Raw genomic sequence first — 24,747 nt, 5'->3', positions numbered from 1 at the left:
CATCGCTCCGCGCCCGGCGCGTAGACTGCACTACTCGTGAGTCTCACCCTCGGTATCGTCGGCCTGCCCAACGTCGGAAAGTCGACGCTGTTCAATGCGCTGACCAAGAACGACGTGCTGGCGGCGAACTACCCGTTCGCCACGATCGAGCCGAACGTCGGAGTGGTGCCGCTGCCCGACCCGCGGCTGGACAAGCTCGCCGAGATCTTCGGATCCGCGCGCATCCTGCCCGCCACCGTGTCGTTCGTCGATATCGCGGGCATCGTGAAGGGCGCCTCCGAGGGTGCGGGCCTGGGTAACAAGTTCCTGGCCAACATCCGTGAGGCCGACGCCATCTGCCAGGTGGTCCGCGTCTTCGCCGACGACGATGTGGTGCACGTCGACGGCCGGGTCGACCCGCTCGCCGATATCGAGGTGATCGAGACCGAGCTGATCCTCGCCGACCTGCAGACCCTGGAGAAGGCCGTCCCGCGCCTGGAGAAGGAAGCCAAGGTCAAGAAGGACCGCAAGCCGTTCTTCGAGGCGGCGAAGGCCGCCCAGGACATCCTCAACGAGGGTAGGACCCTGTTCTCGGTCCGCGACAAGCTCGACACCGATCATCTGCGAGAGCTCTCGCTGCTGACGATCAAGCCGTTCCTGTACGTCTTCAACGCCGACGAGTCGATCCTGACCGACGAGGCCCGCGTCGCCGAGCTGAAAGCCGCTGTGGCCCCGGCGGATTCGGTATTCCTCGACGCCAAGGTGGAGGCGGAACTGCTCGAGCTGGACGAGGAGTCGGCCGTCGAACTCCTGGAATCCATCGGCCAGGCCGAACCCGGCCTGCACGCCCTGGCCCGCGCGGGCTTCCACACCCTGGGCCTGCAGACCTACCTCACCGCAGGCCCGAAGGAAGCCCGAGCCTGGACCATCCACCAGGGCGACACGGCCCCCAAGGCCGCCGGCGTCATCCACACCGACTTCGAACGCGGTTTCATCAAGGCCGAAATCGTCGCCTACGACGACCTGGTCGAGGCCGGTTCCATGGCGTCGGCCAAGGCCGCAGGCAAGGTCCGCATGGAAGGCAAGGACTACGTCATGCACGACGGCGACGTGGTCGAGTTCAGATTTAATGTGTAGCTTCCCAGACTCCAATACAACGACATTGCACCGCGATGTTGTCGCCTCGAGGTCCGTACGGATCTTGGTGATCGATGGCGTGTAGCCGTATCCTTGGCGGATAGATCCAGGAAGGGAGGTGTGTCGTCATGGGTACAGAGGTAGCGAGGAAGGTTGCCGCGTGGCGTGCTCTCCCGAGGTCGGAGAAGGTCCGCCTTCGTCGAGCGGCTGTCGTCGACCAGGTTGTGGGCAGCATGGCCATGGAAGATGAGCCGGTTTCCGCCGATTGGATCGAACGGGCGTGTCGGCGCCAGTCGAAGGACGTCTGAACCGCCTACACGACGAGCGAGGACCTGATCGGTGGAGCCCGTTGAAGATGTCAGCCTGACTCGTACCTTCGATACACCATTCGGCGCGAAGACGTACGCCGAGATTTCCGATCTGATCGCAGAACCGCTTCGGGTCACGATGGACGGGATCGCGAGGGGCGAGTTCAGTGATCTGCGCTTCGACGTCGAGCTGATACGTGGATTTCACCGAAGAATATTGCAGGAAGTGATTCCCGACATCGCAGGCGAGTGGCGGTCCTGTGCTGTACGCGTTGGAAGTCATTACCCGCCTGAACATTTTCACGTACAACGGCGCATGTTGGAAATGGTCGACCATGCACAAGCCCGGCTTCAGTATGCGAATGATAACCTTGACTTCCAGATTGAGGCGCTCGCATACATCGAAGCCGAGTTCCTGCACATTCATCCATTCAAGGATTTCAATGGTCGAGCCGTGCGGCTGCTGTTGGCGGAGATGATACAACGCCTCGACCTGCCTGTAGTGCCCCTTTACGTCGAGAAAGACACAGATGCTTTCCGGGCCTACCTGGCTGCACTCAACGCGTACGATATCGACAGTTCATTGTTCCCGATGAAGGAATTCTGGGAAGCGTATAGGTTCGGCGCGGTCTAATCCGCGGATGCGAGGCTCGGCCAGCCGGAGTCGTGCGGGTCCGGTCGGATTCTCGAAGCGTCGGAAATTGCTGCGGCGGAGAATGGTTCGGCAAGCCGACGAGTGAGTTGACGGTGGTGTGCCAGTCGTAGGTCGGTCGTCGAGGTTTCGGATGGCTGGCAGCCAATCCCACTGGCGGAGCGTCTGGCGAACCGTCTTGATTCGGTCCATTGCTGACCGCGGCGGCGAGGTCGGCGAGGTAGATGGTTCGCTGTTTGATCGACTCCTCGGGGGAGATCTGCGATGACCTGTTCGAGTGTTTCGCGGGCTTCTCGGCCGTGCCCGGCAACGATGAGGGTGTTGCCCTTGAATCCGTCGAGTGGAGAACGAGGACTATCGCCACGGATGTTGAGCGCGCACCTCGCCATCCGCCGGAGTGCTGGTGGCCGCGCTGGGCGCATTGCGCGGCTGGTCGTGTCACGATTTGTTGCGTGGCAACTGACTCGTCGCGGCTGGCGGACTATCTGGCGGCTCGGCCGTATTCCCGCGCCGAGGTGCTTGCTAAGCCATCTCCTGTCCCGGCGGAGCGTGGCGTCTATGGCTGGTGGTTTCGGAGACTCCCAGCTGAGATCGATGCTGGGTGCTGCGCTACGAAGGACGGTCTTACGCTGCTCTACATCGGAATCGGGCCGTCGAAGCCGCCGTCGAACGGGAAGGCGCCGAGTCGGCAGACCATTAGATCGAGGATCAGGACGCATTACACGGGTAATGCCGCCGGTTCGACTCTGCGGTTGACACTCGGGTGTCTGCTGTCGGATGAGCTTGGGATCGAACTCCGGTTGTTCGGCTCGGGCAAGCGACTGCATTTCGGCCGGGGAGAGCGTCTGTTGTCGCAATGGATGCACGAAAATGCGCTGGTTTCATGGATAACCGACACGTCGCCCTGGGTTCTCGAGGATGAGCTGATCGCGACGCTCGATGTACCTTTGAATCTGCAGGGCAACGCGTGGAACGGGTTTCACGCATTTCTCACGGCAGCCAGGTGGTCGGCAGCGAGGATGCGTGCGACCGGTCTGCCGGTGCTGGCCAATCCGGGAGTAGGCGGCCGCTGGCCGTAGCGGCCGAAGTCGCGGATGCGGGTTGTGCCTTGCTGCCAAGCCCCATCCGGTATTCAGTTGGGGGCAGTCGATTTCTGAGCGCCGGGCATGCGCTGTCAGGCGGCGAAGACTGTGTGGACGATGGATTCGTCGCCCTCGATTTCGATCAGGCCGTGGGTGCGGGCTTCGGTGAGGGGGAGGGCGCCGGCGGCGAGGCCGAGGATGTAGGCGGGGTCGGCGCGGAGGGTGGCGTCGAGGGGGCGGTCGTCGTGTGGGGTGACGTCGAAACCCGAAGGCGTCGCGCGGAGTTGGAGGGGTGGGCCGCCGATCTCGAGGCCGATCATTGCCGTGGGGCGGGTCTCGACTCGGGCGTCGAGGAGGGCGGGGACGGCGAGGGCGAGCCACTCGGGGCGGAAGGAATCGCCGTCGGGGCCGCGGACCATCAGTGGGGTGGACCATCGGATCAGGCTCTCGATCGGCTCGCGCAGCTCGGCGCCCCACGGAGTGAGCGCGTACTCGACGACGCTGCCCGCACCGGCCAGTCGCCGCTCGATCACGCCCGAGGCTTCGAGGTCGCGGAGCCGGTCGGCGAGCAGGTTGGTCGCGATGCCGGGGAGGCCGTCGATCAGGTCCCGGTAACGGGCGGGGGCGATGAGGAGTTGGCGGACGATGAGCAGGTTCCACCGATCGCCCACGACCTCGAGTGATCGGGCGAGCCCGCAGTACTGGCCGTAGCTACGCATTTCTACCTCGTGCTTGATTTTCTCAAGTGTGCGTGAAAGGCTCAAGTCTATCGTAGGAATGAGCCAGGAGGGGGCCGCCATGGCCGAGATCACCGAGAGTGTGCGGCCCGCATGGGTCGACGACGAGCTGTTCCCGTTCGAGAGCCGGTTCATCGAAATCGACGGGCACACAGTGCATTACATCGACGAGGGGTCGGGTCCCACGCTGCTGTTCCTGCACGGCAACCCGACCTGGTCGTTCCTGTGGCGCGACGTGATCCGTGCGCTACGCGACGACTTCCGGTGCATCGCCCTCGACTATCCGGGCTTCGGCCTGTCGACGCCGCGGCCCGGCTACCGCTACTTCCCCGAGGAGCACGCGGACGTGGTCACCGCGTTCGCCGAGACGCTCGGCCTCGAGAAGGTCACCCTGGTCGGGCAGGACTGGGGCGGGCTGATCGGCCTGGCTACCGCGCAGCGGCTGCCGGGCGTCTTCGATCGGCTGGTGCTTGCCAACACGTGGGCCTGGCCCGTCAACGGCGACTTCCACTTCGAGTACTTCTCACGCATCTTCGGTGGACCCCCGGGGCGCTTCCTGGCCCGGCGGCTGAACTTCGTCGTCAACATGTTCATCCCCCTGGGCCATCGACGCCGGAAACTGACGGCCGCCGAGATGTCCCACTACCGCCGGGCTATGGACACCCCCGAGCGGCGAATAGCCTCCGCGGTATTTCCCGGTCGGGTCCTCGCCAGCCGAGACTTCTTCGCCGAGGTCGAGGCGGGCCTCGCCGATCTGTCTCACCTGCCGACCCTGATCGTGTGGGGAGACGCCGACATCGCCTTCCGCCCCCGGGAGCGAGAGCGCCTGGAAGCGACCTTCACCAACCACGAGACCGTGATCATCGAGGGCGCCGGAACCTACGCGGAGTCCGACGCGCCCGAGGAATTCGTCACCGCGATGCGCGAGTGGACGGCGACACACGGTGACGCGAGCCGGGCGGGCGAGGCGAACAAGTAGACACAACCGGCTCTCAGTCGATGGGGCTGCCGAACCAGCGAGCAAGGTGGTGATTCAAGTCCTGCTGGCGTTCGCCGATCCAGGCGACGTGGCCGTCGGGGCGTAGCAGGAGGGCCGGAACATCCAGTGCCGCAGTGGGATCGGTGATGAGGTCGACCCGGTCGGACCAGCCCTCGACGGTGAGGCGGTCGGTGCGGTCGAGGACCAGGCCGCGGCCTCGACGTAACTGGTCGTAGAGGCGGCCGTGCTTCAGGTCGATGTCGCGCAGGCGGCGGCCGAGCAGGTCCGCGCCTTCGCCGCTGAGCACATGTTCGGCTCCGCCTGCATTTTCGGCTTCGCCGAAGTCGTAACGGATGTCGATCGCGGCGATCTTCTCGATCAGGTACCGGTTCACCTCGTCGAAGTCCATCAGTTCGGTGAGCAGTCTGCGGACCGCCTGCGGGCCCGGTCCGGTGGACGACAGTTCCATCTGGGCGCGGGTGTTGTCCAGCACGTCGGCGGCGACCGGATGGCGTTCGGTGTGGTAGGTGTCCAGCAATGATTCCGGTGCCCAGCCGTCGATCTGCGCGGCCAGTTTCCAGCCGAGGTTGGCTGCGTCCTGAACGCCCAGATTGAGGCCCTGACCACCGGTGGGCGGGTGGATGTGCGCCGCGTCCCCGGCCAGCAGCACCCGGCCGACCCGATAGCGCTCGACCAGCCGGGTGGCATCGCCGAAGCGGGACAGCCCCCGTGGGGAGTGCACGCCGAAATCGGTTCCGGCGATGGCGCGCAACTGTTTTCGAAAATCCTCGAGGGTGGGTGGCTCCGCGCGATCACCGACTTCCGCGGCGGGGACGATGAATTGGTAGGCCCCCGGTCCGAAGGGCCTGATACTGAATCGCCGGTCGGTCTTGTGGATTTCGGCCACCTTGGCGGCTATCTCCTCCGGCGGCACACCCACTTCCAGCTCACCCATCAGCGTGTCGTTTCGCGAGGGTTCGCCGGGAAAGCCGACGCCGAGCAGTTTGCGCACCGTACTGTGCGCGCCGTCGCAGCCGACGAGGTAGCGCGCTCGCAGCTGCTCACCGTCCGCCAGCCCGACGGTCACTCCCTCGTCGTCCTGCTCGAAACCGGCTACGGCACAACCGTTTCGGACCTGCGCGCCCAGTTCGATCGCATGGTCCTCGAGCAATGTGTTGATGACCGGCTGGTGGATGCCCAGCAGGTATGCGTGTGTGGAATCGAGGCCCTCGGGGGCGGGTTTGGGGATGCCCGCGAAAATACCGCCGACCGGGCGCTGCCTGCCGTGTTCGAGAATGCGATCCAGCAGTCCGCGCATCGCTATCAGCTCGAGACTGCGCATGTGCAAACTGACTATGCGCACGAGCGACGGCGGCTCGGTCTCCTTCTCCAGAACGAGCACCCGCACACCGTGTAGCCGCAACTCGGCGGCGAGCATCGCACCCGTCGGCCCGCACCCGGCAATGATCACATCGAACATGAACCGCCCGTTCGCTGATTTCCGCAGTTCCTGGCATTGGCGGCCAATCTTGCGGGACCCTCGGGCCCGGCCGCAAGCGATATATGGCGACAGGGGTCATTCGTGGAATCTGGTTGTTTCGTCGAGTTCCGCGCGAGTGATCGTGAGGTTGTTGACCGGCGCGTTCTCGAGGGCGTAGCCGAAGGAGATTCCGAAAAGCACCTTGCTGTCCCGGATATTCAAGGTTTCGCGAATTGTGTTGCCGTAGAAGCCGAGCAGGCCCTGGGGGCAGCTGGCTACCCCGTAGGCGGTCATCGCCAGAAGCAGCGTCTGGCCGTACATGCCCAGATCGGCGGTCATCCGTGCGTCCGCGTTGGCGGGGGCGCACAGCAGCGCGACGTGGGGCGCGCCGTAGAACCGCAGGCTTTCCGCGTTGTGCGCATCGCGTGCCGCACGGTCGCCGCGGTCGATACCCAGTGCGGCGTAGATGGTTTCGCCGAAATCCCTGCGGCGCCGCTGATGCACGTCGCTGTAGAGCTCGTCTCGGTAGGGGAAGTCCACGGACAGGAGGTTGTGCGCGTGGGCGGCCACCAGTGCGTCGCCGAGCCGATCGCGCATCGCGCCGCTGACCACTTCGACGGTCCACGGCTGGGTGTTGGAGTTCGAGGGGGCCGCACCCGCCAGCGAGAAGATCGCCCGCATCGTGTCGGTCGGGACCGGGTCGGGCCGGAAGGCGCGCACGGCTCGCCGGGAACGGATCAGTCGCTCGGCGTAGTCGGGCGCGGCGGTGAGGGGGCTGGTCACGGCTTCTCCTCCTGAATTCTTATGTATACGGAGCCGTTTACATAATGATGGGGAGGTTAGCACGCGTTAGCCTGTTAAGTACACGGGACCGTATGCTTTAGGCGTGAGCGAGGTGCAGACGATCCGACGTCGCCGCGGCCGGGGCGGTCGTGAGCGCATCCTGGCGGCGGCCACCGCGCTGTTCGAGTCGCAGGGGATCACCGCGACGGGGATGGAGCAGGTCGCCGCCGCCGCTCCCGTATCCAAACGCACTCTGTACACGCACTTTTCGACCAAGGACGAGCTCGTCGTCGGCTACCTCCGGCACCTGCTCGAATCTGGACGCACCACGGAGGGCGTGCTGGAGCGAGAGGACCTGCCTCCTCGCGAACGGCTCCTGGCCTTGTTCACGATCCCGGATCACGGCGACGGCCCGATCCGCGGCTGCCCCTTCGTCGACGCCGCCGCCGAATTCCCGGACCCGCACAGCCCCGTCCACCGCTACGCGGCCGAGCAGAAGCGTCGTTTCGTCGATCGCCTGACCGAGCTGGTGGGCACCCTGGGAGTCGCGCACCCCCGACTCCTGGGCGAACAACTCGCGATCCTCGCCGACGGCGCCGCCACCCGCTCGATGGTCCTCAACGACACCGCCAGCACCCACCCCGCCAGAGCCGCCGCCACGGCCCTCCTCGACGCAGCCACCCCACCTCACTGAACCGCACTGCTCAACTCCTGGGCAGCCGATTGAGACTGTCGCACAGGACACATCGGCCTCCTCCTCTCGACAGCAGGCGACCTTCGCGAGCAACCAGTGTGGCAGCACACGCCGCCCGCCACGTCCTAGCCTGTGGCGGGTACGAACGTCACGGGCAACTCGGTCAGCGCGCGGTGGAATGGTCCGGGCCGCCAGGTCGGCCGGCCCGTTGTGAAGTTCAATCGCATTTCGGGCAGCATATCGAGCAGTTGATCGATGGCGTCCTGGGCGATCATGTAGGCGGGAATCCGTGCGGGGCAACTGTGTTGCCCGACCCCCCAGGCCAGATGGGAACGGTTGCCGGTCAAATCGTCGGACCGGATCGAGGGGTCGTTGTTGCATGCGGCCATGCTGATGACGACCGGCTGGTGAGCCGGAAGCCAGATGTCGTCGACGAGCACGGGCTGCCGCGGGTAGGTGATCAGTAGATTCGCCAATGGTGGGTCGTCGAACAACACCTCGTCCAGCGCATCGCGGGTGGACAGCGTTCCGCCCACGACGCTGTCGCCGAAGCGGCTGTCGGACATGATCAGCAGCAGGGTGTTGACGATCAGGTTCAACAGGAATTCGATGCCGGTCCCGTAGATCTGAGCAACATGGTTGGCCGCCTCGGCATCATCGAGGTCGGCCGGGTGCCGCAATATCCGTGAGGTGATGTCGTTACCCGGCTGGCCGCGTTTGAGCGTGACGAGTTCGATCAGCGCCGCGTAGAGCATCCGGTTGCCCTCTTCCGAATCGACGGCCTCGACGATCGCGGCGGTCGCGATGGCGAGTCGCTGGCCGATCTCGGGTGGGCAGCCCAGCAGGGTGTTGACGACCTGGAAGACCAGCGGGAAGACGTACTGCTCGATCAGTTCGGCGGTGCCGTCACGGCAGAAGCCGTCGATCAACGGGGCAGCGATGGCCTCCACCGTCGCGTGCAACGCGTACAGGTCCACCGCATTGATACTTTCGGTGGTGGCCGGCCGATAGCGCAGATAATCGGCACCGGTGCTGCGGCTGGCGACAGGCCGCCATTCGAGCATCGGAAGAACCGGGCAGTCGGAGGGGATGCCGCGCTGCCAGGCGCGGGGATCGGCGGGGAAATGCTCCGGATCGTTGAGGATCCGGACCGCGGTGCGGTACCCGAGCACCAGGGTGGCGGGCACACCGGGTGAGAGTTCCACCGGCGCCAAACTACCGTAGCGGCTTCGCATTTCGTGATAGGCAGTGTGCGGGTCGGCCGCGAATTCCGGTGTGTACATCGGAACCCGCGGCCCGTCGAAATCCATCGGCGCGCTGTGGGCGGTTGCATACGAGAGAGACTGAGAATCACTCAACAGGGAGACTCCAGGGTGCGGTGGGTATCGCGGGTGGTTTACCAGCTGTACGGCGTCGAACCCCACCGGCCCGATTCCACCGATGGGAAGACACAACCTGGATTGCCGAACCAGTTACAGCCGGACGAGATCAGACGCCGAGAGCGTCCAGCGAAGCGAGATCATCGACGGCCGAGGTAATCCGCCGCAGCAACGTGAGACAGGTTTGTACCGACTGCATCTCGGGTTGGTAGATCGCGCGGCCGATCGTGAAAGCCCATGCCGCATAGGCGAACATCGACTGTTGACGGTAGGCGAGCCAGGCGTCGTCGAACGACAGCGGGCTGCCACCGCAGCGTTCGAGCTCATCGAGGTAGGCCCGCAGTAGGTCACGATCCCAGGCACGCCGATCGTCCGGCTCACAACCCGAGTTCACTGTGTAGGCGAAGTCGTGGGCCCAGCCGCCCTGCATCACCACCTGCCAGTCAGCGAAACCCATCTGCCCATCGCCGGTCAGATAGGTCTGCCCGATATGCGGATCGCCGTGCAGTACGGTGCGGGGCATCTCGTGTGTGGCGAGTTCGAGGGCGCGCTCGACACCGGCCCACAGCCGATCGTTCTCGCCATGCAGCGCCGCGGGGACGACGTCTGCCGCCCGTTTCAAACCGACAGCACAGCGTGTCTTCATATCGATCGCGGACAGCAGAGAAATCAGGAACTCCGCCGGGGTGTGCAGAACACTGACCGATGGATGCTCCCAGAAGCCGCCGTGCAGACGCGCGAGATTTCGTACCAGCCCCTCCATCTGCTCCCGGGTGACCGGCGCGATCGGCTCGCTGAACACAGCATCCCGGGTGGCGACAACATCCTCCATGAGCGCAATCGACCGCCACGACCGAGGGTCGACCGCACCCCAGTAACCGCGCGGTGCCTCCATCTCCACACGTGGGCGAAAGTCCTTGAAGAACCGCGTTTCTCCGTCGATCACCCCGGTCCCACCCAGCAGCAATCGTTGCCGCAGAGACGTACTCGTCTTCGCGAACAAGTCGACCGGCAATCCAGCCCGATGCCCGGCATCGTTGTATTCGACATGGATGCCGACTCGCGTGGAAGTCCCGCTGCCGCCATCGGTGGTGGTGAAGGCGCGGACCTCGGCACCAGCCACTTCTCGGCACAGAACTGCGGTGAGCCACTGAGTTGTGACAGCAGCGCCGGACGCGGGGATATCGGCGATGCCGACCGCCCTCGGTCGCGTGACCTTCTCCTGGAAGACATGCCCGCCGACCGTGGTGAGCCGACCGAGCAACCAGAGCTTGTGGTTCATGGAGCCACGCCTCGATTCAAAGGGAGGGGACGGAACACCTTGTGCGACAGCGACTATCCGTGCTGCCGATCGTAGCGGTGTGTCCCCACCCGATGAGCCCCCACCAGTGGCGGCACTGTTAATAGGGTGCGGTCCAGTTGATGAGCCTGTGCCGCCTACCGTTTGCTCTCCGCCCGCAGCTCCGCCAGGGCCAGTTCGGAGGTGTTCACCAGATCCTCTGCCTCCTGCTTGGTGCCGACCATGGGTTGGGAGCCGCGGAGGGGGAGTAGGGAGGATTCGCGGAGGAACAGGGCCGCTATGAAACCGATTATGCCGGAGGCGATCAGGTAGAAGGCGGGCATCATCAGGTTGTGCGTGACGTCGACCAGGGCGGTGTTGACGAGGGGGGTCGTGCCGCCGAAGGCCGAGACCGCGATGTTGAACGAGATGCCCATGGCGCCGTAGCGGATGGCGGTGGGGAAGAGGGCGGGCAGGGTGGCGGCGCTGGGTCCGGCGAAACCGGCCAGGAGCGCGGCCAGGACCAGCGTGCCGAGCAGGGGCAGTATCCAGCCGTCCTGCCGGATCAGCATGAAGCACGGGTAGGCGAGGACGATCTGGGCCACCGCGGCGGTCAGGAAGACCGGGCGCCGGCCGAATCGATCGCTGGCCCGGCCCACGAAGGTGATCAGCAGGACCACCAGCGCCATCGCGCTGAGCACCAGGATGTCCGAGTGCGTGGTGGAGCGGTGCAGTGATTCGGTCATGTAGGTCGGCAGGTAGGCCGTCACCATGTAGTTGGTGACGTTGTAGAGCAGCACCAGGCCGATGCACATCAGCACCGCCCGCCAATGCCGGGTGAGGATCTCCACGATCTCGTGCAGTCGCCCGCTGCCGGACTCCTGCTCGGCCAGGTCCCGGTCGTGCGCGTCGAGTTGTTCCTGGTAGGCGGGGCTGTCCTCCAGTTTCAGCCGGATATACAGGCCGATGGCGCCGATCGGCCCGGCGATCAGGAAGGGCAGGCGCCAGGCCCAGGACTCCAGGGCCTGGTCACCGAGGGTCGCGGTGAGCACGGTGACGAGCCCGGATCCGGCGGCATAGCCGGTGAAGGTGCCGAAGTCGAGCCAGCTGCAGAGGAAACCGCGCCGCCGGTCGGGGGAGTACTCGGCGACGAAGGTGGTGGCGCCGCCGTATTCGCCGCCGGTGGAGAAGCCCTGCACCATCCGGCAGACCAGCAGCAGGATCGGGGCGAATACGCCGATCGTGGCGTAACTGGGGATGAAGCCGATCGCGAAGGTGCTGCCCGCCATCATGAGCATGGTGGTGGCCAGCACCTTCTGGCGGCCGATCCGGTCGCCGAGCGGGCCGAAGTACAGTCCGCCGAGCGGTCGCACCAGGAAGGCCGCGGCGAAGGTCGTGAACGAGGCCAGCACCTGCACTCCCGCGCCGACGTCCGGGAAGAACACCTTCCCGATGACAACCGCGAGATAGCTGTAGACGCCGAAGTCGAACCATTCCATGCAGTTCCCGACGGAGGCGGCGACCACGGCCCGCTTGAGCATCCCCGCGTCGACGACGGTGATGTCCTTCAGCGCGAGTGGACGGCCGCGCTTGCGCATGCGCCGGGTGAACTCCGCCCGCACATGGCCCGGCATGGCCTGCAAGACGTCGCGCGCCGACCGGCGGCCGCTGCTCTGTTCCATCGCCGCACTCCCCACTCTGGACGGATCATGCTCTGCCGCTGTCAACGAAGAATCGTAGGCGCGCGACGCGTCCGTCCCAGGTAGGCGCACCCGACATGGATGCCGCGGGTTTGCTGGTTCGGGGGTGTCGGCGGACGTGCCGAGCCCCATCCGGCGTGCCGGATGGGGCTCGATTCGAGGCCGGTCAGTGCGTTGCGTCGGCGAGGTCGACGACCGTCGCCCCGGCCGCGTTGCTCTGCACCGATGTGATGCCCTTCTTCGCCGCGTCCTTGGTCGCGTAGGCCTGGCTCTGGGCGATGACCTCGCCGTTGCCGGCCTTCAGGCGCCAACGGAATTTATCGGCGGCGTCAGCGAAGAGTTCGAATTTGCCGGACATTGTTTCCTCCCGTTTCATTTCGTCGGGAAACTCGTCTTACTACATGGGTTTGCCCGGATCGACGAGCCTCAATCACCGATGGATGCACCTTCGGTCCACGCCGCCTCGAGGTGCCGCTCGGCGCGGGTTTCGGACATCTCGAAATCTAGGGCAGAAGTTGTCCTAGGTGCTTCCTACGGTAATTCTCATGAGCGCAGACATCACCCCCTTCCGCATCGACGTCCCCCAGGAACAGCTGGACGACCTGAACCGTCGCCTGGACGCCACCCGCTGGCCCGATCAGGCTCCCGGCGTCGGATGGGCGCAGGGCATCCCGCTGGACTACACCCGGGAACTGGCCGACTACTGGCGCCACACCTACGACTGGCGCGCGCAGGAGGCCCGGCTCAACTCCTTCCCGCAGTTCCGCACCGAAATCGACGGCCACAGTGTGCATTTCATCCATGTCAGCTCGGCCGAACCCGACGCCCTGCCCCTGGTGCTCACGCACGGATGGCCCGGTTCGATCGTCGAATTCCTCGAGGTGATCGAGCCGCTGACCAACCCGGTGGCGCACGGCGGCAGGCCGGAGGACGCCTTCCACGTCGTCGTGCCCACCATCCCCGGCTACGGGCTGTCCGGGACCGCCGTCGGCTGGTCCACGACGCGGGTCGCGCGGGCGTGGGCCGAGTTGATGCATCGCCTCGGCTACGAGCGCTACGCCGCGCACGGTGAGGACACCGGCGCGGCGATCTCCCGCCAGTTGGCGGTGATCGACGCCGAGCACCTGGTCGCGGTGCACCTGACCGACATCGCGTCGGCCACGGTGACCGCCGAGACCGCGGACCCCGACGATCCCGCCGAACAGCGCGCTGCCGAGGAGGGGATGCACTTCCAGTTCCAGTTCGGTGCGTACGCGCTGCTGCAGGCCAGCCGTCCGCAGACGCTGTCCTACGCGCTCACGGACTCGCCGGTGGGCCAATTGGCTTGGATCGTCGAAAGATTCAAGGACTGGACCGACTCCACAGACGCACCCGAGGACGCCGTCGACCGCGACGCGATGCTGACCAACGTCATGATCTATTGGCTCAACGGCACCGCCGGTTCGTCGGCGCGCTACTACTACGAGGGTGCCGCCACGTGGGGCTCGCCCGAGCCCGATACCGATGTGCCGGTCGCCGTGGCGGTCATGCCGCACGACATCGGTGGCGCCCTGATCCGCCGCATCGCCGAGCGGAACCACAACATCGTGCGCTGGACCGAACTCGAGCGGGGCGGCCACTTCGCCGCCATGGAGGAACCCGACCTGATCGTCGACGATCTGCGCGCGACGTTCCGCGACTACCGGAAATGAATCCGCCCGTCAGCACGAGGCACCGGCCCGGTCCCGCAGTCCCTCGGCGAACAGGCGCGCCGCCTCGAGGTCGGCGGCGTCGGGCCGCCCCTTCCGAATACCGCCGACGAGCTTGAACGGCAACCAGGTGTCGTACGCGCGGCACGCGAACGTGTCGACCACCTGGAAGCCCCGCTGCTCGAGCAGGCGCGCCAGCCGACGGATGTAGGGGCGGAACGGCGGTTCCGGCAGGCCGCTGCTGGTGAAGACGAACGCCCGGCCGCGCTGCTCCGGCGGCAGCGCCCGGACGAATTCGAGGAGCCGCGGATGGAACTCCAGGTTGAAGATGCCCGAACCGAAGCCCACGAGGTCGTAGGCGGCCAGCTCCGCCGCCCCGATCTGTTCCGGTGCCACGACCCGGGCCCCCAGCACCCGGCCCAGGACATCGGCCACCTTCCTCGTATTGCCGTGAGATACGGAGGTGCACACGATGATTGCCTTCATGACGACGGTCCTTCCCCGGTGGTGCTCGCCTGATCTGCTCGATCTCTGAGACACCGCCCGAGCCGGGACCGTGACACGGCGGCCGCTGTGGTCTCCGTTACACCGGATGGGTCTGCCGATAGCTGCGCGCGACGAGCGCCGAGCGCAGGTACCACAGCCCGCTGGCCTGCGTGGGATCGCATCCGGTGAGGGTGGCGATGCGCTTGAGCCGGTAATCGACCGTGTTGGTGTGGATGTGCAGGGCGTGCGCGGTGCGCTGGCGGTTGAGGTTGTTGCTGATGTGCCGCTGCAGGGTCTCGAGCAGTTCGGGATGCGCGTCCAGGGGATCGAGCAGGGTGCCCAGGTGCTCGCGGCCGGGACCCGGCCGGGTGAGCTGGTATTCGAGGGCGATGTCGTCGAATCGGTACAGGCCCCGGACGAGCTTCAGCCGGTGCACCATGTCGAGCAGTTGGTGTGCCCGGTCGGCGGCCGCGGGAATGTCGTGGGAACCCGCGGTGACGACGGTCGCCGTGATGGGCACCTGCGCCGCCTGCGACAGCACGGTGACGAGGCGGTCGAGTTCGTCGGTATCGCCGTCGGTGGTGGGAATGAGCAGGGTGCCGCCGTCGACGCTGAGCAGCGACAGCACCGTGTTGCCGTCGTGTCCGGTGGCGAGCGCGGCCTGAATGCGCCGCAGCTTGCGCCGGGCGACCACCGCGCCGTCCACCATCGGGTTGGCCTCCTCGGGATGCGCCGGGATGGCCAGGGCCAGCACGTTGTACTGCTCGGCGATCTCGATGCCGCATTCGCGGGCCATGGTCGAGGTGGGGTGCCCGCCGAGCAGCGCCGAGGTGAGCGTGTGCACGGCCGTGTGATGCTCGCTGACCACCGACCGCAGTTCGCGCACATAGGCTTTCGAGACCGCGGTGGTCATGGTGTCGAGCATGTCGACGACGAGCTTCGCACCGCCGATCAGGTTGTCGTAGTCGCCGCGGCGCAGCAGCAGCATCTCCTCGTCGCCGTCGCGCATGCGGCGGTAGCTGTTGGTGGCACTGGTGACCACGAGGTCGAATCCGAGGCGGAAGCCCTCGTGGATGGCGTGGTGGATGGTGTCGATCGGCACGCCCTCCCGCGCCCACTGCGCGGCGGTGTCCTCGAGCTTGCGGATCTTCTCCGGGACGTCGACACCGTCGAGCATGCTGACCGCCAGTTCCAGGCACAGGCGGGTGATGCTGGTGACGTCGCCGTGGATGGCGTCGCCCGGCAGCGTGCGGCACGGCGCCACCGTCTCCACGAAATGCCCCACCATCTGCCGAGACAGGGCGCGCACGTTCTTCAGCGGTTCGGACAACGGGGTGCCCGAATACGTCAGGCCTGGGTTGTTCGACGTGTCGGCGGTCATCGGCGACCTCTCTTCCAACCATGAGTCAGACGCGGTGGTCTGCTATCGCTGTTTGCTCTGCCAGAAACGGTAAGCCGAGCGCGCGCTCACCTTCTACTCCTCTTTGAAAGGTTGTCGGCAGTCGCAAAAATAGCCCTTCAGCAGGCAATTCGTCCGTTCGCGGCTGGAACGATGTGGGTCATGGTGAGCCGATAGTTGGGGAGGTGCTCACTTTTTGTGCGACGGCGGTGTTTCAGGCGGCCCGGGCCTTGATTTCCGCCTCGGCCATGGCCGCCATCATGCGCGCGGTCATTGCGATGGCCTCCTTGCGCTCCTGGCTGTCGACCTCCAGTGCCGACGCCCGGAGCACCGCCGCGAAACCCGTGTTGATCAGCACGAATGTCATCACGTCGTACTCGTGGTCGTCGCCGGGGCCGAGCAACTGGATCACCAGCACCTTCACCAGCAGGCGCAGGCGCGGTTCGAATTCGGGGATGCCGCTGCTGTAGAACTGCACCCCCGCCACCAGCGCCCGCACCAGCTTGGCATTGGCCACCAGCTCGTCGGTGATGACCTCCAGGATGCCGGTGACCAGCTCCAGGATGGATTTCTCCGACATGCCGAACACCCGCTGTGTGAAGCGTCTTTCGACGTTCTCGAGCAGCCGCCCGAGCAGTTCTTCGACGATGACGGAGCGATCGGAGAAGTATCGGTAGACGGTGCCGACGCTCACCCCGGCCTCGGCCGCGATGCGATTCGTCGAGGTATTGGCGATGCCGCGCTCCCCGAAAAGCTGTGCGGCAGTGTCCAGGATGTGCTCCCTGGTTGCCTTGGCCCGGTCCTGTGTCGGACGACGACGCTGGCCCACAGTTTTCGATGGCATCGCGACCTCCTGCCTGCTGTCGCTAGAAGATGAGCATCGCTCAGTTTAGTCACCGCCCCTGTTGCTACGGGGCGAAAACGTGCAGAGTGAACACCGCATCGCTCGGAAGATGTGCCAATGGAGGTGCGATAGTGGGCAATCGGGTGCCGAAGGGTCGTCTCGCGCGGGGCGGCAGGATGGGCCGACTGGTTGCGGGGCAGGCCATTCGCGGAGTCGGTACGCGGCTGTCCATGATCGGAAAGCCCGACCAGGCCCGGCAGGTCCTGGCCGAGCGGTCCACCCTGCAGACCGCGCAGCAGCTCGTCACCGTGCTCGGCGGCATGAAGGGCGCGGCGATGAAGCTGGGCCAGATGCTCTCGGTTCTCGATGTCGACCTGCTCCCGGAATCGCATCGCGAGATGTTTCGCGACAAGCTCGCCGAGCTGCGCGATCAGGCTCCGGCGGCCCCGTTCGCGGCCATGCGCAAGGTGATCGAGGACGATCTCGGGCCGATGGCGCGGGTCTTCGCCGATTTCGACGAGGAACCGATAGCCGCGGCCTCGATCGGTCAGGTCTATCGGGCCACCCTGCGCGACGGGCGCCGGGTCGCGGTGAAGGTCAAATATCCGGGTGTGGACCGGGCCGTCGAGGCCGATATGCGCAATCTGGTGATGATCAGCCGGCTCTGGAAATCCATTCTGCCCAGCGCGGCCGACAACGAGGTGCTGGACGAGATCGCCCGCAATATCGGCAGCGAACTCGATTACGAGCGCGAGGCCCGCAGCCAGCATCACGTGGCGTCGCGCTACCGGGATCATCCGTTCATCACCGTCCCCGACAGCGTCGAAGAACTGTGCGGGCACAACGTGCTGGTAACCGAATTCCTAGACGGGAAATCGTTTCCGGAGATCCAGGAGCTACCGGTCGACGATCGCAATCGGATCGGCGAGCTCATCTATCGCTTCTACGTCAATACCGTGTTCTCCGACTACCAGTTCTGCGGCGATCCGCACCCCGGCAACATCATGCTCGCGGCCGACGGCCGGGTGGGATTCGTGGATTTCGGGCTCTATCACTCCATGGAGCCGGAGTATGTCGAACTGGAGCGCACGGGCATGCGGGCGGCGGGCGAATATCGCGCGCAGGACCTGTACGACCTGTGGGTCGGGCGCGGCATCATCGAACCCGACGCGAGTATCGATCCGCAGGAAGTGCTGGAGTACGTGTGGGCCGCCGCGGGCTGGCATCTGCTCGACGAGGAAATAACGATCACTCCCGAACTCGCCACCGGCGCGGTCGTGCTCGCCGTAGACCCCCGGGCCGCCGAATTCCAGGGAATGCGGCAGCAGCGGCTGCCACCCGAGCATGTTTTCTCGCGGCGAGTGGACCTGTTCACCTTCGCGGCGCTGGGCCAGTTGGAGACCACCAACAACTGGCATCGCATCGCCCGGGAGTGGCTCTATCGCGAGCCGCCGACCACCGGCATCGGGCAGACGGTGGCGCGCTGGCAGAGCCGAGCCTGACGCCGAAAGTTACACTCCGAGACCGGAATTGCCCGCGATCGGGGTGAGCCGGGCCAGATCGGTCCGGCGCCGGGACACCCATCCGACGATCGGTCCCGCGAACAGGTCCGCCAGCCGGGTGTACGGCCAGACGGCGAGGAGCAGGACGATGATCAGGCCCCGGGCCTGGTAGAGGGCGGGGGCCGCGGCCATCGCGGCCGGGTTCGGGTGCAGGGTCGGCAGCGAACGAGCCCAGGTGAACAGCGTCTCGGCGGTGCGGTAGTGGTCGCCGGTCGAGTTCGGATCCATCCTGATGAGGACGCCGGACAGCAGCATCGCGGTCAGGACGGGGAGGGTGATGCGGTCCACCGGTGTGATCGGTGTACGGTGCGTGCCCGCGATCATCGACGGCAGGATCAGCATCACCGCACCCGCGGCGGCGGTGGGTAGCGCGACCACCTCGACCGCGAGGATGACGAGGTAGAACGCCTCGGGCGGGTGGTTGTGCGGGCCCGAGGCGAGCAGGTCGGTGAGTCGGGCGGCCACGACGAGGGTCGCGCCGAGCCGGAACGCGATCGCGCCGTACCACTCGGCACGGTCGGCGTCCGGCGACGGGCGGAAGCGGTCGCGGCGAAAGCGCCAGAGATGGCCCAGCGCAAAAGATCCCAGCGCGCAGTAGGGCAGTACGATCCACAGCAGAACCGTCACGGGTCGGATCATCGCCTTCCGTCTGGGGATGTCGGGACCCTCACGCTCGCAGAGGCGCAAATTGCGGGCAAGGGACCTTGGACACCTACCGGTGCGTATCCGGACGAATCGCCGTGTGCAGTTGCCGCAGGAATGCGCGCGCCGTGTCGAGGTGCGCGGGCTGCAGCCCGTCGTACCGGTCGACCGCGATCAGCCGGGTCGGCGCTCCGGAGTCGCTGCGCCGCCGGGCCCAGCCCTGGTCGTCCGGCTGGAACTCGTCGTCGAACCAGCAGAACGGCCGCCGGCCGGCCCATCGAGCGATTGCTGGAAGTTTGCCGTTATGGCCATCCCGATGCCGGAATCCGGTGTCCTCGAAGCCGATCACCGCGAGTGCCGGGAGGCCCAGCACCGGGCTCAGGAGCCGGTTGGCCTCATGTTGCCAGGCCGTCGCCCAGACCAGCTCGGCATCGCTCTCGGCCGCGAGATCCAGTAGCCGCGGGCCGAGTTCGAGGTTCAGCGAGACGCGGTGTTCGACCGGCGGGATCGCCGCGATGATCCGGTGGCGCACCACATACGGCCGAAATCCGATGGGCCGCGGCCGATCCCGCGAAGGGTAGGGGTTCAGCGGGCCGTCGACATCCAAAAGTATTGCCGCACGGTGTGGTTCGATCATGCGCACCCTCCCCGGCTCGGTATCGAGGATACCGTGACGCACGGTCCACCGAGCGGCGATCCGTCGCGGCCGCGGGTTTGCCGGACTATCGAGGCCTGGCCGACGCGGGCAGGTCTGTGGCATATTTGACTGGGTAACGAGCTCTCGGCCCTCTTCGTCAGGAGACCGGATGTCCGATCCGTTGCACACCAGAATCTGCCTCACCGGTGCGGCGCACCGGGCCCCGATGGTGAGCCTGTTTCTCGTCCCCGAACCCCGCGTGCGCGGCGCCTGCATGCTGCACCTGCTGGAGCAGGCGCCGGTCGGCGACGTCCCGCGCCGCGATCCGGATCTCATCGCGTCGGTCGAGGCCCGCTGTCTGCCGGGAGCGCGGGCCCGGCTGGTGGCGTTCGAGTCCGCCGACCATCCGGCGATCCCCGGGGCGGGCCTGCGCACCGTCTACCACGATCACTACATCGCCGACGGCCCGCTGGGCCTGGACACCGGGGACCCGGCCGAACTGGCCCGGCTGTCGATGCTGCCCGAGCATCCGATCGGCCTGCGCCGCATCGACGACTTCGAAGATCATTCGGTGCGCCGGGCCATGCTGGCCGTGTATCGCTATTTCGGTGTGGACCAACGCATTCCGCTGATGTACCACGGTTTCGCCGAGCCACAGGACGGCTGGCTGGCACTACGCACCGCCATCGCCTGACTCCGCGGTCAGCGTGCCGTGACGAAGCCCTGGGAGACCAGCCAGTCGCGGGCGACGTTCGCGGGCTCCTGACCCTCGACGTCCACCTTGCGGTTGAGTTCGGTGATGGACTCGTTGGTCAGCAGCCGCGAGATCGGCTCCATCACCTGCGCGACCTGCGGGTGCGCGGTGGCGAAGGATTCCCGCATCACCAGTGCCGCATTGTATTTCGGGAAGAACTTCTGGTCGTCCTCGAGCAGTTTCAGGTTCAGCGCCGGGATGCGGCCGTCGGTGGCGGCGACGGATCCGAACTGGCAGGTGCCGTTGGCCGTCGCCGGGTACACCAGCGCGTCCTGCATGACCTGCTTCTTCACCTTGCCCATATCGACGCCGTACTTGCGGACCAGGCCCGGGAACCCGTCCTGGCGGACGCTGAATTCCGTACCGACGCAGGTGTTTCCGGTGGCGGGGTCGGTGTTCACCAGGCGCGCGTAGTCCGACAGGGTGACGGCGCCGGTTTTCTGCTGGCTCTCCGCGCTGGTCACCAGGGCATAGGTGTTGTTCATCGGCGCCATATCGGCCCACACCATGCCGTGCTTGTCGCGATCCTGGTCGCGCACCGCATCGAACTGCCCGACCGAGTCGGGAATCGGCGTCTCGTTGCCGAGATAGTTGATCCACCCGGTGCCGGTGTAGTCGAACGCGACGTCGACCTGACCGTGCAACTGCGCATCGCGCAGGCTGTTGGAACCGGTGATGGCGGTCAGGTCGCGGACCTCCGCCCCGGCGGCGCTGAGGGCGAATTCGATCAGGTAGCCGAGGATGATCTGCTCGGTGAAGTCCTTGGAGCCCACGATGATTCGCACGCCGTCCAGCTCGGGGACGGGCTGGATACTGCCGGGCCCGACCCGCAGCGGGACCGCGCCACCCGCCTCCAGGCCACAGCCGGAGAGCAACAATCCGACGGCGGCCACGGCGGCGACCAGCTTCGCCCACCTCGTCGACGCCCGGATTCCGCCCGATCTCATCGCAACCCCTTCGGCTCGAGGAACCGTTCGGCCAGCGCGCCGAGCCAGTCCACCAGCAGGGCCAGCGCGACCGCGAGGATCGCGCCCACCCACAGCGTCACGTTGTCGCGCAGCTTGTAGCCGGTGTCGATGAGGATGCCGAGGCCGCCCGCGCTCACCAGGAACGACAGCGTCGCGGTCCCGACCGCCAGCACCAGGGAGGTGCGCAGCCCGGCCAGGATGTAGGGCACGGCGAGGGGAAACTCGATGCGGCGCAACACGGTTGCCGCCGACATGCCCTGACCGCGTCCGGCATCGACGAGCATCGGATCGACCTGCTGATAGCCGAGGATGGTGTTGCGCAGCACCGGAAGCAGCGAGTACAGGGCGATCGGGCCGACGCCGACCCAGAACCCGGTCTTCTGCGTCCACAGGTAGGTGAGCACGATCAGGCCGATGGTCGGCGCGGCGGAGCCGATATTGGCGATGCCGACGAACAGCGGTGCCAGCCGCCGATACCGCGCCCGGGTCAGCAGCGTGCCGAGCGGCACCGCGATCACGACCACGATCGCGATGACCGTCGCCGTGATCACCACGTGCTCCCAGGTGGCGGTGGCGATGTTGTCGGCGTTCATGCTGGCCTGCTGCGTGGCGGTCAGCGTCCGGCTGAATCCCCAGACCAGCACGCCGACGGCCAGCGCGATCGCCAGCACCGGCTGGGCGTACAGGCGGAGGCGTTCGGCCCGCCGCTCGGGATGACCGGTGACCTCACTCATGTTTGTTCGCCCGAATCCGTTGTGGCCGAGGTGTGTTCGGCGCGCATATCGGACAGGTGCGATACCAGCGTATCGATGGTGATCAGACCGGCGTACTCGCCGCGGCGACCGGTGACGACGGCGTTGGCGGTGCTCTCGGTCAGCAGCGCCTCGAGCGCCTCCTGCAGCGACGAGCGCCGCGAGACGGTGCCCGTCACGGGCAATCCGACGTCGCGCAGCGACGCGGTCGAGGCCAGCTGCGCGGCCGACACCCAGCGCAGCGGGCGGCGCTGAGTGTCGAGGACCAGGCCCCACTTCCACTCCCGCTCGGCGAGCGTCGTGCGCAGCGGCGCCACGTCGTCGGTTTCCAGCGCGGTCGGGCACTGGCCGAGTTCGACGTCCTCGACTCGGACCAGGGTGAGCTGCTTGAGCCCGGCGTCGGCGCCGACGAATCCGGCGACCGTCTCGTCGGCGGGCTCGGCCAGGATCGCCGCGGGGGTGTCGTACTGCAGGATCCGGGACTGGTTGCCCAGCACCGCGATTCGATCGCCGAGCTTGACGGCCTCGTTGAAGTCGTGGGTGACGAAGACGATCGTCTTGTGGAGTTCGGCCTGCAGGTGCAGCAGTTCGTCCTGCAGCAACCCGCGGGTGATCGGGTCGACCGCGCCGAACGGCTCGTCCATCAGCAGCACCGGGGGGTCGGCCGCCAGCGCCCGCGCCACGCCCACGCGCTGCTGCTGCCCGCCCGACAGCTGCCGCGGATACCGGTCGCGGAAGGTGCCGGGATCGAGGCCGACCAGCTCGAGCATCTCGTCGATACGGGCGGTGATCTTGGCGCGGTCCCAGCCGAGCAGCCCGGGCACGGTGGCGATATTGCGGGCCACGGTCATGTGCGGGAACAGCCCGGCCTGCTGGATCGAGTAGCCGATCTCGCGGCGCAGCCTGTCCGGGTTGACGCGGGTGACGTCGCGGCCCGCGATCGTGATGGTGCCCGACGTCGGCTCGATGAGCCGGTTGATCATCCGCATCGTGGTGGTCTTGCCGCAGCCCGACGGGCCGACGAAGACCACGGTCTCCCCGGCGGGAATGGTGAGCGAGACGTTCTCGACGGCCGGATCCCGCTGTCCCGGATAGCGTTTGGTGACCGAATCGAGCACGATCTCGGCCCGGGGATGCTCCTCGGTGTGCTCGGAGGCGGCGGTCGCGGTATCAGTCACGGATTCCCCTCGGGGTGGTGAGGCGGCCGATGAGAACGAGCGCGGCATCGAGCGCGAGCGCCAGCACGATGATCAGCACCGTGCCGGTCAGCGCCATCGGCACCGCGGTCGGGCTGCCCAGCCGGGCCAGGCCGGAGAAGATCAGGTTGCCCAGGCCCGGGCCCTTGGCGTAGGCGGCCATGGCCAGAATGCCCATGCTCAGCTGCGTGCTGACGCGGATGCCCGCCAGGATCGACGGCCAGGCCAGCGGCATCTCGATCCGGGCCAGCACGCGCAGCCGGTTCATGCCCACACCGCGGGCCGCGTCGGCCACGGCCGGGTCGACCCCGGCCAGGCCGATGATGGTGTTGCGCAGGATCGGCAGCAGCGCGTACAGCACCAGGGCCGTGACGGTCGGCATCACGCCCAGGCCCATCGCCGGAATGAGCAGGCCCAGCAGGGCGAACGACGGAACCGTCAGAATGATGCTGGCGGCCGCCGTGGACAGCGCCGAGCCCCACGGGCTGCGATGGACGGCGATGCCGATCAGCACCGCCACCACGGTCGCGAGCAGCACGGACTGTACGACCGCCGAGACATGCAGATACGAGTCGGTCAGCAGCTGGTTTCGGTGATCGACGACGAAGTTCCACAGCGTGTCCAGGGTTTAGCCCTCCCGCATCCTCGACGTCCGGGCAGAGTGTATCGACACGGGGCGAAAAGGTATGGCATTTCGGCCGGTTTGTCGCAATGGCGATACCGTCTCAGTATCGTCGGGCCGGGACGGAGCAGACGGTGAGGCGGAGGACTCGATGACTCGGGGTGGGACGGCAACGCCGGGCAGGGCACGCGCGAAGGCATGGTGGGCCGCGGCGGGCCTCGCGCTCGTGCTCGCCGTCGCCGTGGTTGCGGGAATGCAATGGTGGCAGCACAATTCGGCCCCCGCGGCGATCGCGGGCGAGCGATTGACCGCCTTCCCCGACATCGATCCGACCGGCCTCGACGCCGATCAGGCCCGCATCGTCGAGGTGGTACGCGGCGAATACGACAACCCCGGCGACGGCCTCGAGTACGCCGAGGGCGTCGAGGAGCCCTGGTGCGCGGACTTCGTGAGCTGGGTGATGCGCGCGGCCGGGCGCCCGCTGGCCAACCCCAATTCCGGGTCCTGGCGCATCCCGGGAGTCTATACGCTGCAGGAATACTTCGAAGGAGAGGGCCGGTTCGCCGCCGCCGACTCCGGCTACCTGCCGCGAGCGGGGGATGTGGTGCTCTACGACGCGACCAGCCCGTTCGGCCAGCACACCAATATCGTGCTGGCGGCCGATTCGGCCACGCTGACCACGATCGGCGGAAACGAGCGGGGAGTTATCGGAATTCACCATTACATCCGGGCCGAGATTCCGGGTATGGTCGGGTTCGGTCGTTTGTGAAACGTATCCACCTGCGGGGGATATATCTGGCTGGTGGGGGAGGTGCCCGACGTGCACCTCGTCCCTACGATGAACCCGGCGGTGCCCGGCAGCGCCGCCGTCGCGGGCCCTGTCCTGCTGCCCCCTCATCGGCAGGACAGGGACTGCATCTCGTACGGCGCGGGCAGGTCTCCGGCGCCTCGTGCCGCGCTCGGGGTGGGTCATGATGGGCGCGTACGCCGTCCGACACAGCGAGGTTC

25 protein-coding genes are annotated in these 24,747 nt (G+C 66.6%); 9 read left to right on the top strand and 16 right to left on the bottom strand.

Annotated elements, in window-relative coordinates:
- Nucleotides 1-36 precede the first annotated feature (36 nt).
- The 3 genes from ychF (at nucleotide 37) to NM1_RS02375 (ending at nucleotide 3,155) form a co-directional block, all read left to right on the top strand.
- Nucleotides 37-1,116 (top strand): redox-regulated ATPase YchF, encoded by a 1,080-nt coding sequence (gene ychF / locus NM1_RS02385; protein WP_068013305.1) that lies wholly within the window; start codon nucleotides 37-39, stop codon nucleotides 1,114-1,116.
- 339 nt (nucleotides 1,117-1,455) lie between these two features.
- A complete protein-coding gene (locus NM1_RS02380) occupies nucleotides 1,456-2,058 on the top strand; it encodes a Fic family protein (RefSeq protein ID WP_068013302.1) in 603 nt (200 codons plus the stop codon).
- Nucleotides 2,059-2,528: 470 nt separating this feature from the next.
- Nucleotides 2,529-3,155 (top strand): GIY-YIG nuclease family protein, encoded by a 627-nt coding sequence (locus NM1_RS02375; protein ID WP_246010901.1) that lies wholly within the window; start codon nucleotides 2,529-2,531, stop codon nucleotides 3,153-3,155.
- Nucleotides 3,156-3,250: 95 nt separating this feature from the next.
- On the opposite strand, the gene NM1_RS02370 is transcribed toward NM1_RS02375, so the two are convergent.
- Entirely contained in the window at nucleotides 3,251-3,877 is a 627-nt protein-coding gene (locus NM1_RS02370; RefSeq protein WP_068013300.1) for a winged helix-turn-helix transcriptional regulator, read from the bottom strand.
- 58 nt (nucleotides 3,878-3,935) lie between these two features.
- Between NM1_RS02370 and NM1_RS02365 the strand changes: the two genes are divergently transcribed.
- Entirely contained in the window at nucleotides 3,936-4,874 is a 939-nt protein-coding gene (locus NM1_RS02365; protein ID WP_246010903.1) for an alpha/beta fold hydrolase, read from the top strand.
- Between the two features lie 13 nt (nucleotides 4,875-4,887).
- Here NM1_RS02365 and NM1_RS02360 read toward each other — a convergent pair whose 3' ends face one another.
- Together NM1_RS02360 and NM1_RS02355 are read right to left on the bottom strand one after the other, a co-directional pair.
- Nucleotides 4,888-6,354: an FAD-dependent monooxygenase gene (locus NM1_RS02360; RefSeq protein ID WP_084519078.1), complete on the bottom strand. Its 1,467-nt coding sequence runs from the start codon at nucleotides 6,352-6,354 to the stop codon at nucleotides 4,888-4,890.
- Nucleotides 6,355-6,450: 96 nt separating this feature from the next.
- Nucleotides 6,451-7,137 carry a nitroreductase gene (locus NM1_RS02355; RefSeq protein ID WP_068013292.1) on the bottom strand — a complete coding sequence of 229 codons (687 nt, stop codon included), beginning with the start codon at nucleotides 7,135-7,137 and terminating at the stop codon, nucleotides 6,451-6,453.
- Between the two features lie 103 nt (nucleotides 7,138-7,240).
- Here NM1_RS02355 and NM1_RS02350 point away from each other — a divergent pair, with 103 nt between their 5' ends.
- Nucleotides 7,241-7,831, top strand: coding sequence for a TetR/AcrR family transcriptional regulator (locus NM1_RS02350; protein WP_068013290.1), 591 nt, complete (start codon nucleotides 7,241-7,243; stop codon nucleotides 7,829-7,831).
- Nucleotides 7,832-7,956: 125 nt separating this feature from the next.
- Here the strand turns inward: NM1_RS02350 and NM1_RS02345 are convergent, their stop codons facing one another.
- The 4 genes from NM1_RS02345 to NM1_RS02330 all read right to left on the bottom strand — a co-directional run bounded on the left by NM1_RS02345 (nucleotide 7,957) and on the right by NM1_RS02330 (nucleotide 12,547).
- Nucleotides 7,957-9,141 carry a cytochrome P450 family protein gene (locus NM1_RS02345; protein ID WP_068013288.1) on the bottom strand — a complete coding sequence of 395 codons (1,185 nt, stop codon included), beginning with the start codon at nucleotides 9,139-9,141 and terminating at the stop codon, nucleotides 7,957-7,959.
- 178 nt (nucleotides 9,142-9,319) lie between these two features.
- On the bottom strand, nucleotides 9,320-10,492 hold the full coding sequence (locus tag NM1_RS02340) for a phosphotransferase (protein ID WP_068013286.1): 1,173 nt from the start codon (nucleotides 10,490-10,492) through the stop codon (nucleotides 9,320-9,322).
- Nucleotides 10,493-10,647: 155 nt separating this feature from the next.
- Nucleotides 10,648-12,171, bottom strand: a complete 1,524-nt coding sequence (gene proP, locus NM1_RS02335) for a glycine betaine/L-proline transporter ProP (protein ID WP_068013284.1) — start codon at nucleotides 12,169-12,171, stop codon at nucleotides 10,648-10,650.
- A gap of 184 nt (nucleotides 12,172-12,355) precedes the next feature.
- Complete coding sequence (locus NM1_RS02330) at nucleotides 12,356-12,547, bottom strand: YegP family protein (protein ID WP_068013281.1); 192 nt, start codon at nucleotides 12,545-12,547, stop codon at nucleotides 12,356-12,358.
- 199 nt (nucleotides 12,548-12,746) lie between these two features.
- Between NM1_RS02330 and NM1_RS02325 the strand changes: the two genes are divergently transcribed.
- On the top strand, nucleotides 12,747-13,880 hold the full coding sequence (locus tag NM1_RS02325) for an epoxide hydrolase family protein (protein WP_218022160.1): 1,134 nt from the start codon (nucleotides 12,747-12,749) through the stop codon (nucleotides 13,878-13,880).
- A gap of 9 nt (nucleotides 13,881-13,889) precedes the next feature.
- On the opposite strand, the gene NM1_RS02320 is transcribed toward NM1_RS02325, so the two are convergent.
- The 3 genes from NM1_RS02320 to NM1_RS02310 form a co-directional block, all read right to left on the bottom strand.
- The gene (locus NM1_RS02320; protein ID WP_068013276.1) at nucleotides 13,890-14,363 is read right to left on the bottom strand and encodes a flavodoxin family protein; all 474 of its coding nucleotides are present in this window, start codon (nucleotides 14,361-14,363) and stop codon (nucleotides 13,890-13,892) included.
- 97 nt (nucleotides 14,364-14,460) lie between these two features.
- Nucleotides 14,461-15,744: a PucR family transcriptional regulator gene (locus tag NM1_RS02315; protein WP_068013274.1), complete on the bottom strand. Its 1,284-nt coding sequence runs from the start codon at nucleotides 15,742-15,744 to the stop codon at nucleotides 14,461-14,463.
- A gap of 232 nt (nucleotides 15,745-15,976) precedes the next feature.
- Nucleotides 15,977-16,606: a TetR/AcrR family transcriptional regulator gene (locus tag NM1_RS02310; protein ID WP_068013271.1), complete on the bottom strand. Its 630-nt coding sequence runs from the start codon at nucleotides 16,604-16,606 to the stop codon at nucleotides 15,977-15,979.
- Between the two features lie 131 nt (nucleotides 16,607-16,737).
- On the opposite strand from NM1_RS02310, the gene NM1_RS02305 reads away from it, so the two are divergent.
- Nucleotides 16,738-18,108: an ABC1 kinase family protein gene (locus tag NM1_RS02305; protein ID WP_068013269.1), complete on the top strand. Its 1,371-nt coding sequence runs from the start codon at nucleotides 16,738-16,740 to the stop codon at nucleotides 18,106-18,108.
- 9 nt (nucleotides 18,109-18,117) lie between these two features.
- Here the strand turns inward: NM1_RS02305 and NM1_RS02300 are convergent, their stop codons facing one another.
- A complete protein-coding gene (locus NM1_RS02300) occupies nucleotides 18,118-18,795 on the bottom strand; it encodes a respiratory nitrate reductase subunit gamma (protein WP_169814186.1) in 678 nt (225 codons plus the stop codon).
- Nucleotides 18,796-18,880: 85 nt separating this feature from the next.
- Nucleotides 18,881-19,447 carry an HAD domain-containing protein gene (locus tag NM1_RS02295; protein ID WP_147288915.1) on the bottom strand — a complete coding sequence of 189 codons (567 nt, stop codon included), beginning with the start codon at nucleotides 19,445-19,447 and terminating at the stop codon, nucleotides 18,881-18,883.
- A 169-nt stretch (nucleotides 19,448-19,616) separates the two neighbouring features.
- On the opposite strand from NM1_RS02295, the gene NM1_RS02290 reads away from it, so the two are divergent.
- Complete coding sequence (locus NM1_RS02290; protein ID WP_068013262.1) at nucleotides 19,617-20,141, top strand: hypothetical protein; 525 nt, start codon at nucleotides 19,617-19,619, stop codon at nucleotides 20,139-20,141.
- An 8-nt stretch (nucleotides 20,142-20,149) separates the two neighbouring features.
- On the opposite strand, the gene NM1_RS02285 is transcribed toward NM1_RS02290, so the two are convergent.
- The 4 genes from NM1_RS02285 to NM1_RS02270 are packed head-to-tail and all read right to left on the bottom strand — an operon-like array spanning nucleotide 20,150 to nucleotide 23,742.
- On the bottom strand, nucleotides 20,150-21,148 hold the full coding sequence (locus tag NM1_RS02285; protein ID WP_068013260.1) for a glycine betaine ABC transporter substrate-binding protein: 999 nt from the start codon (nucleotides 21,146-21,148) through the stop codon (nucleotides 20,150-20,152).
- Nucleotides 21,145-21,903: an ABC transporter permease gene (locus NM1_RS02280; RefSeq protein WP_068013256.1), complete on the bottom strand. Its 759-nt coding sequence runs from the start codon at nucleotides 21,901-21,903 to the stop codon at nucleotides 21,145-21,147. Before NM1_RS02280 ends, NM1_RS02285 begins: the two co-directional genes overlap by 4 nt.
- Entirely contained in the window at nucleotides 21,900-23,099 is a 1,200-nt protein-coding gene (locus tag NM1_RS02275) for an ABC transporter ATP-binding protein (RefSeq protein ID WP_068013254.1), read from the bottom strand. Before NM1_RS02275 ends, NM1_RS02280 begins: the two co-directional genes overlap by 4 nt.
- Complete coding sequence (locus NM1_RS02270; RefSeq protein ID WP_068013253.1) at nucleotides 23,092-23,742, bottom strand: ABC transporter permease; 651 nt, start codon at nucleotides 23,740-23,742, stop codon at nucleotides 23,092-23,094. The genes NM1_RS02275 and NM1_RS02270 overlap by 8 nt, the downstream gene beginning before the upstream one ends.
- A 148-nt stretch (nucleotides 23,743-23,890) precedes the next feature.
- On the opposite strand from NM1_RS02270, the gene NM1_RS02265 reads away from it, so the two are divergent.
- A complete protein-coding gene (locus NM1_RS02265; RefSeq protein WP_174556825.1) occupies nucleotides 23,891-24,508 on the top strand; it encodes a CHAP domain-containing protein in 618 nt (205 codons plus the stop codon).
- Nucleotides 24,509-24,747: the final 239 nt, after the last annotated feature.

This window comes from Nocardia mexicana NBRC 108244 (assembly GCF_001613165.1).
GTDB lineage: Bacteria > Actinomycetota > Actinomycetes > Mycobacteriales > Mycobacteriaceae > Nocardia > Nocardia mexicana.
Note: the sequence above shows the minus strand (reverse complement) of the source record. Positions and strands in the feature narration are given on the sequence as shown.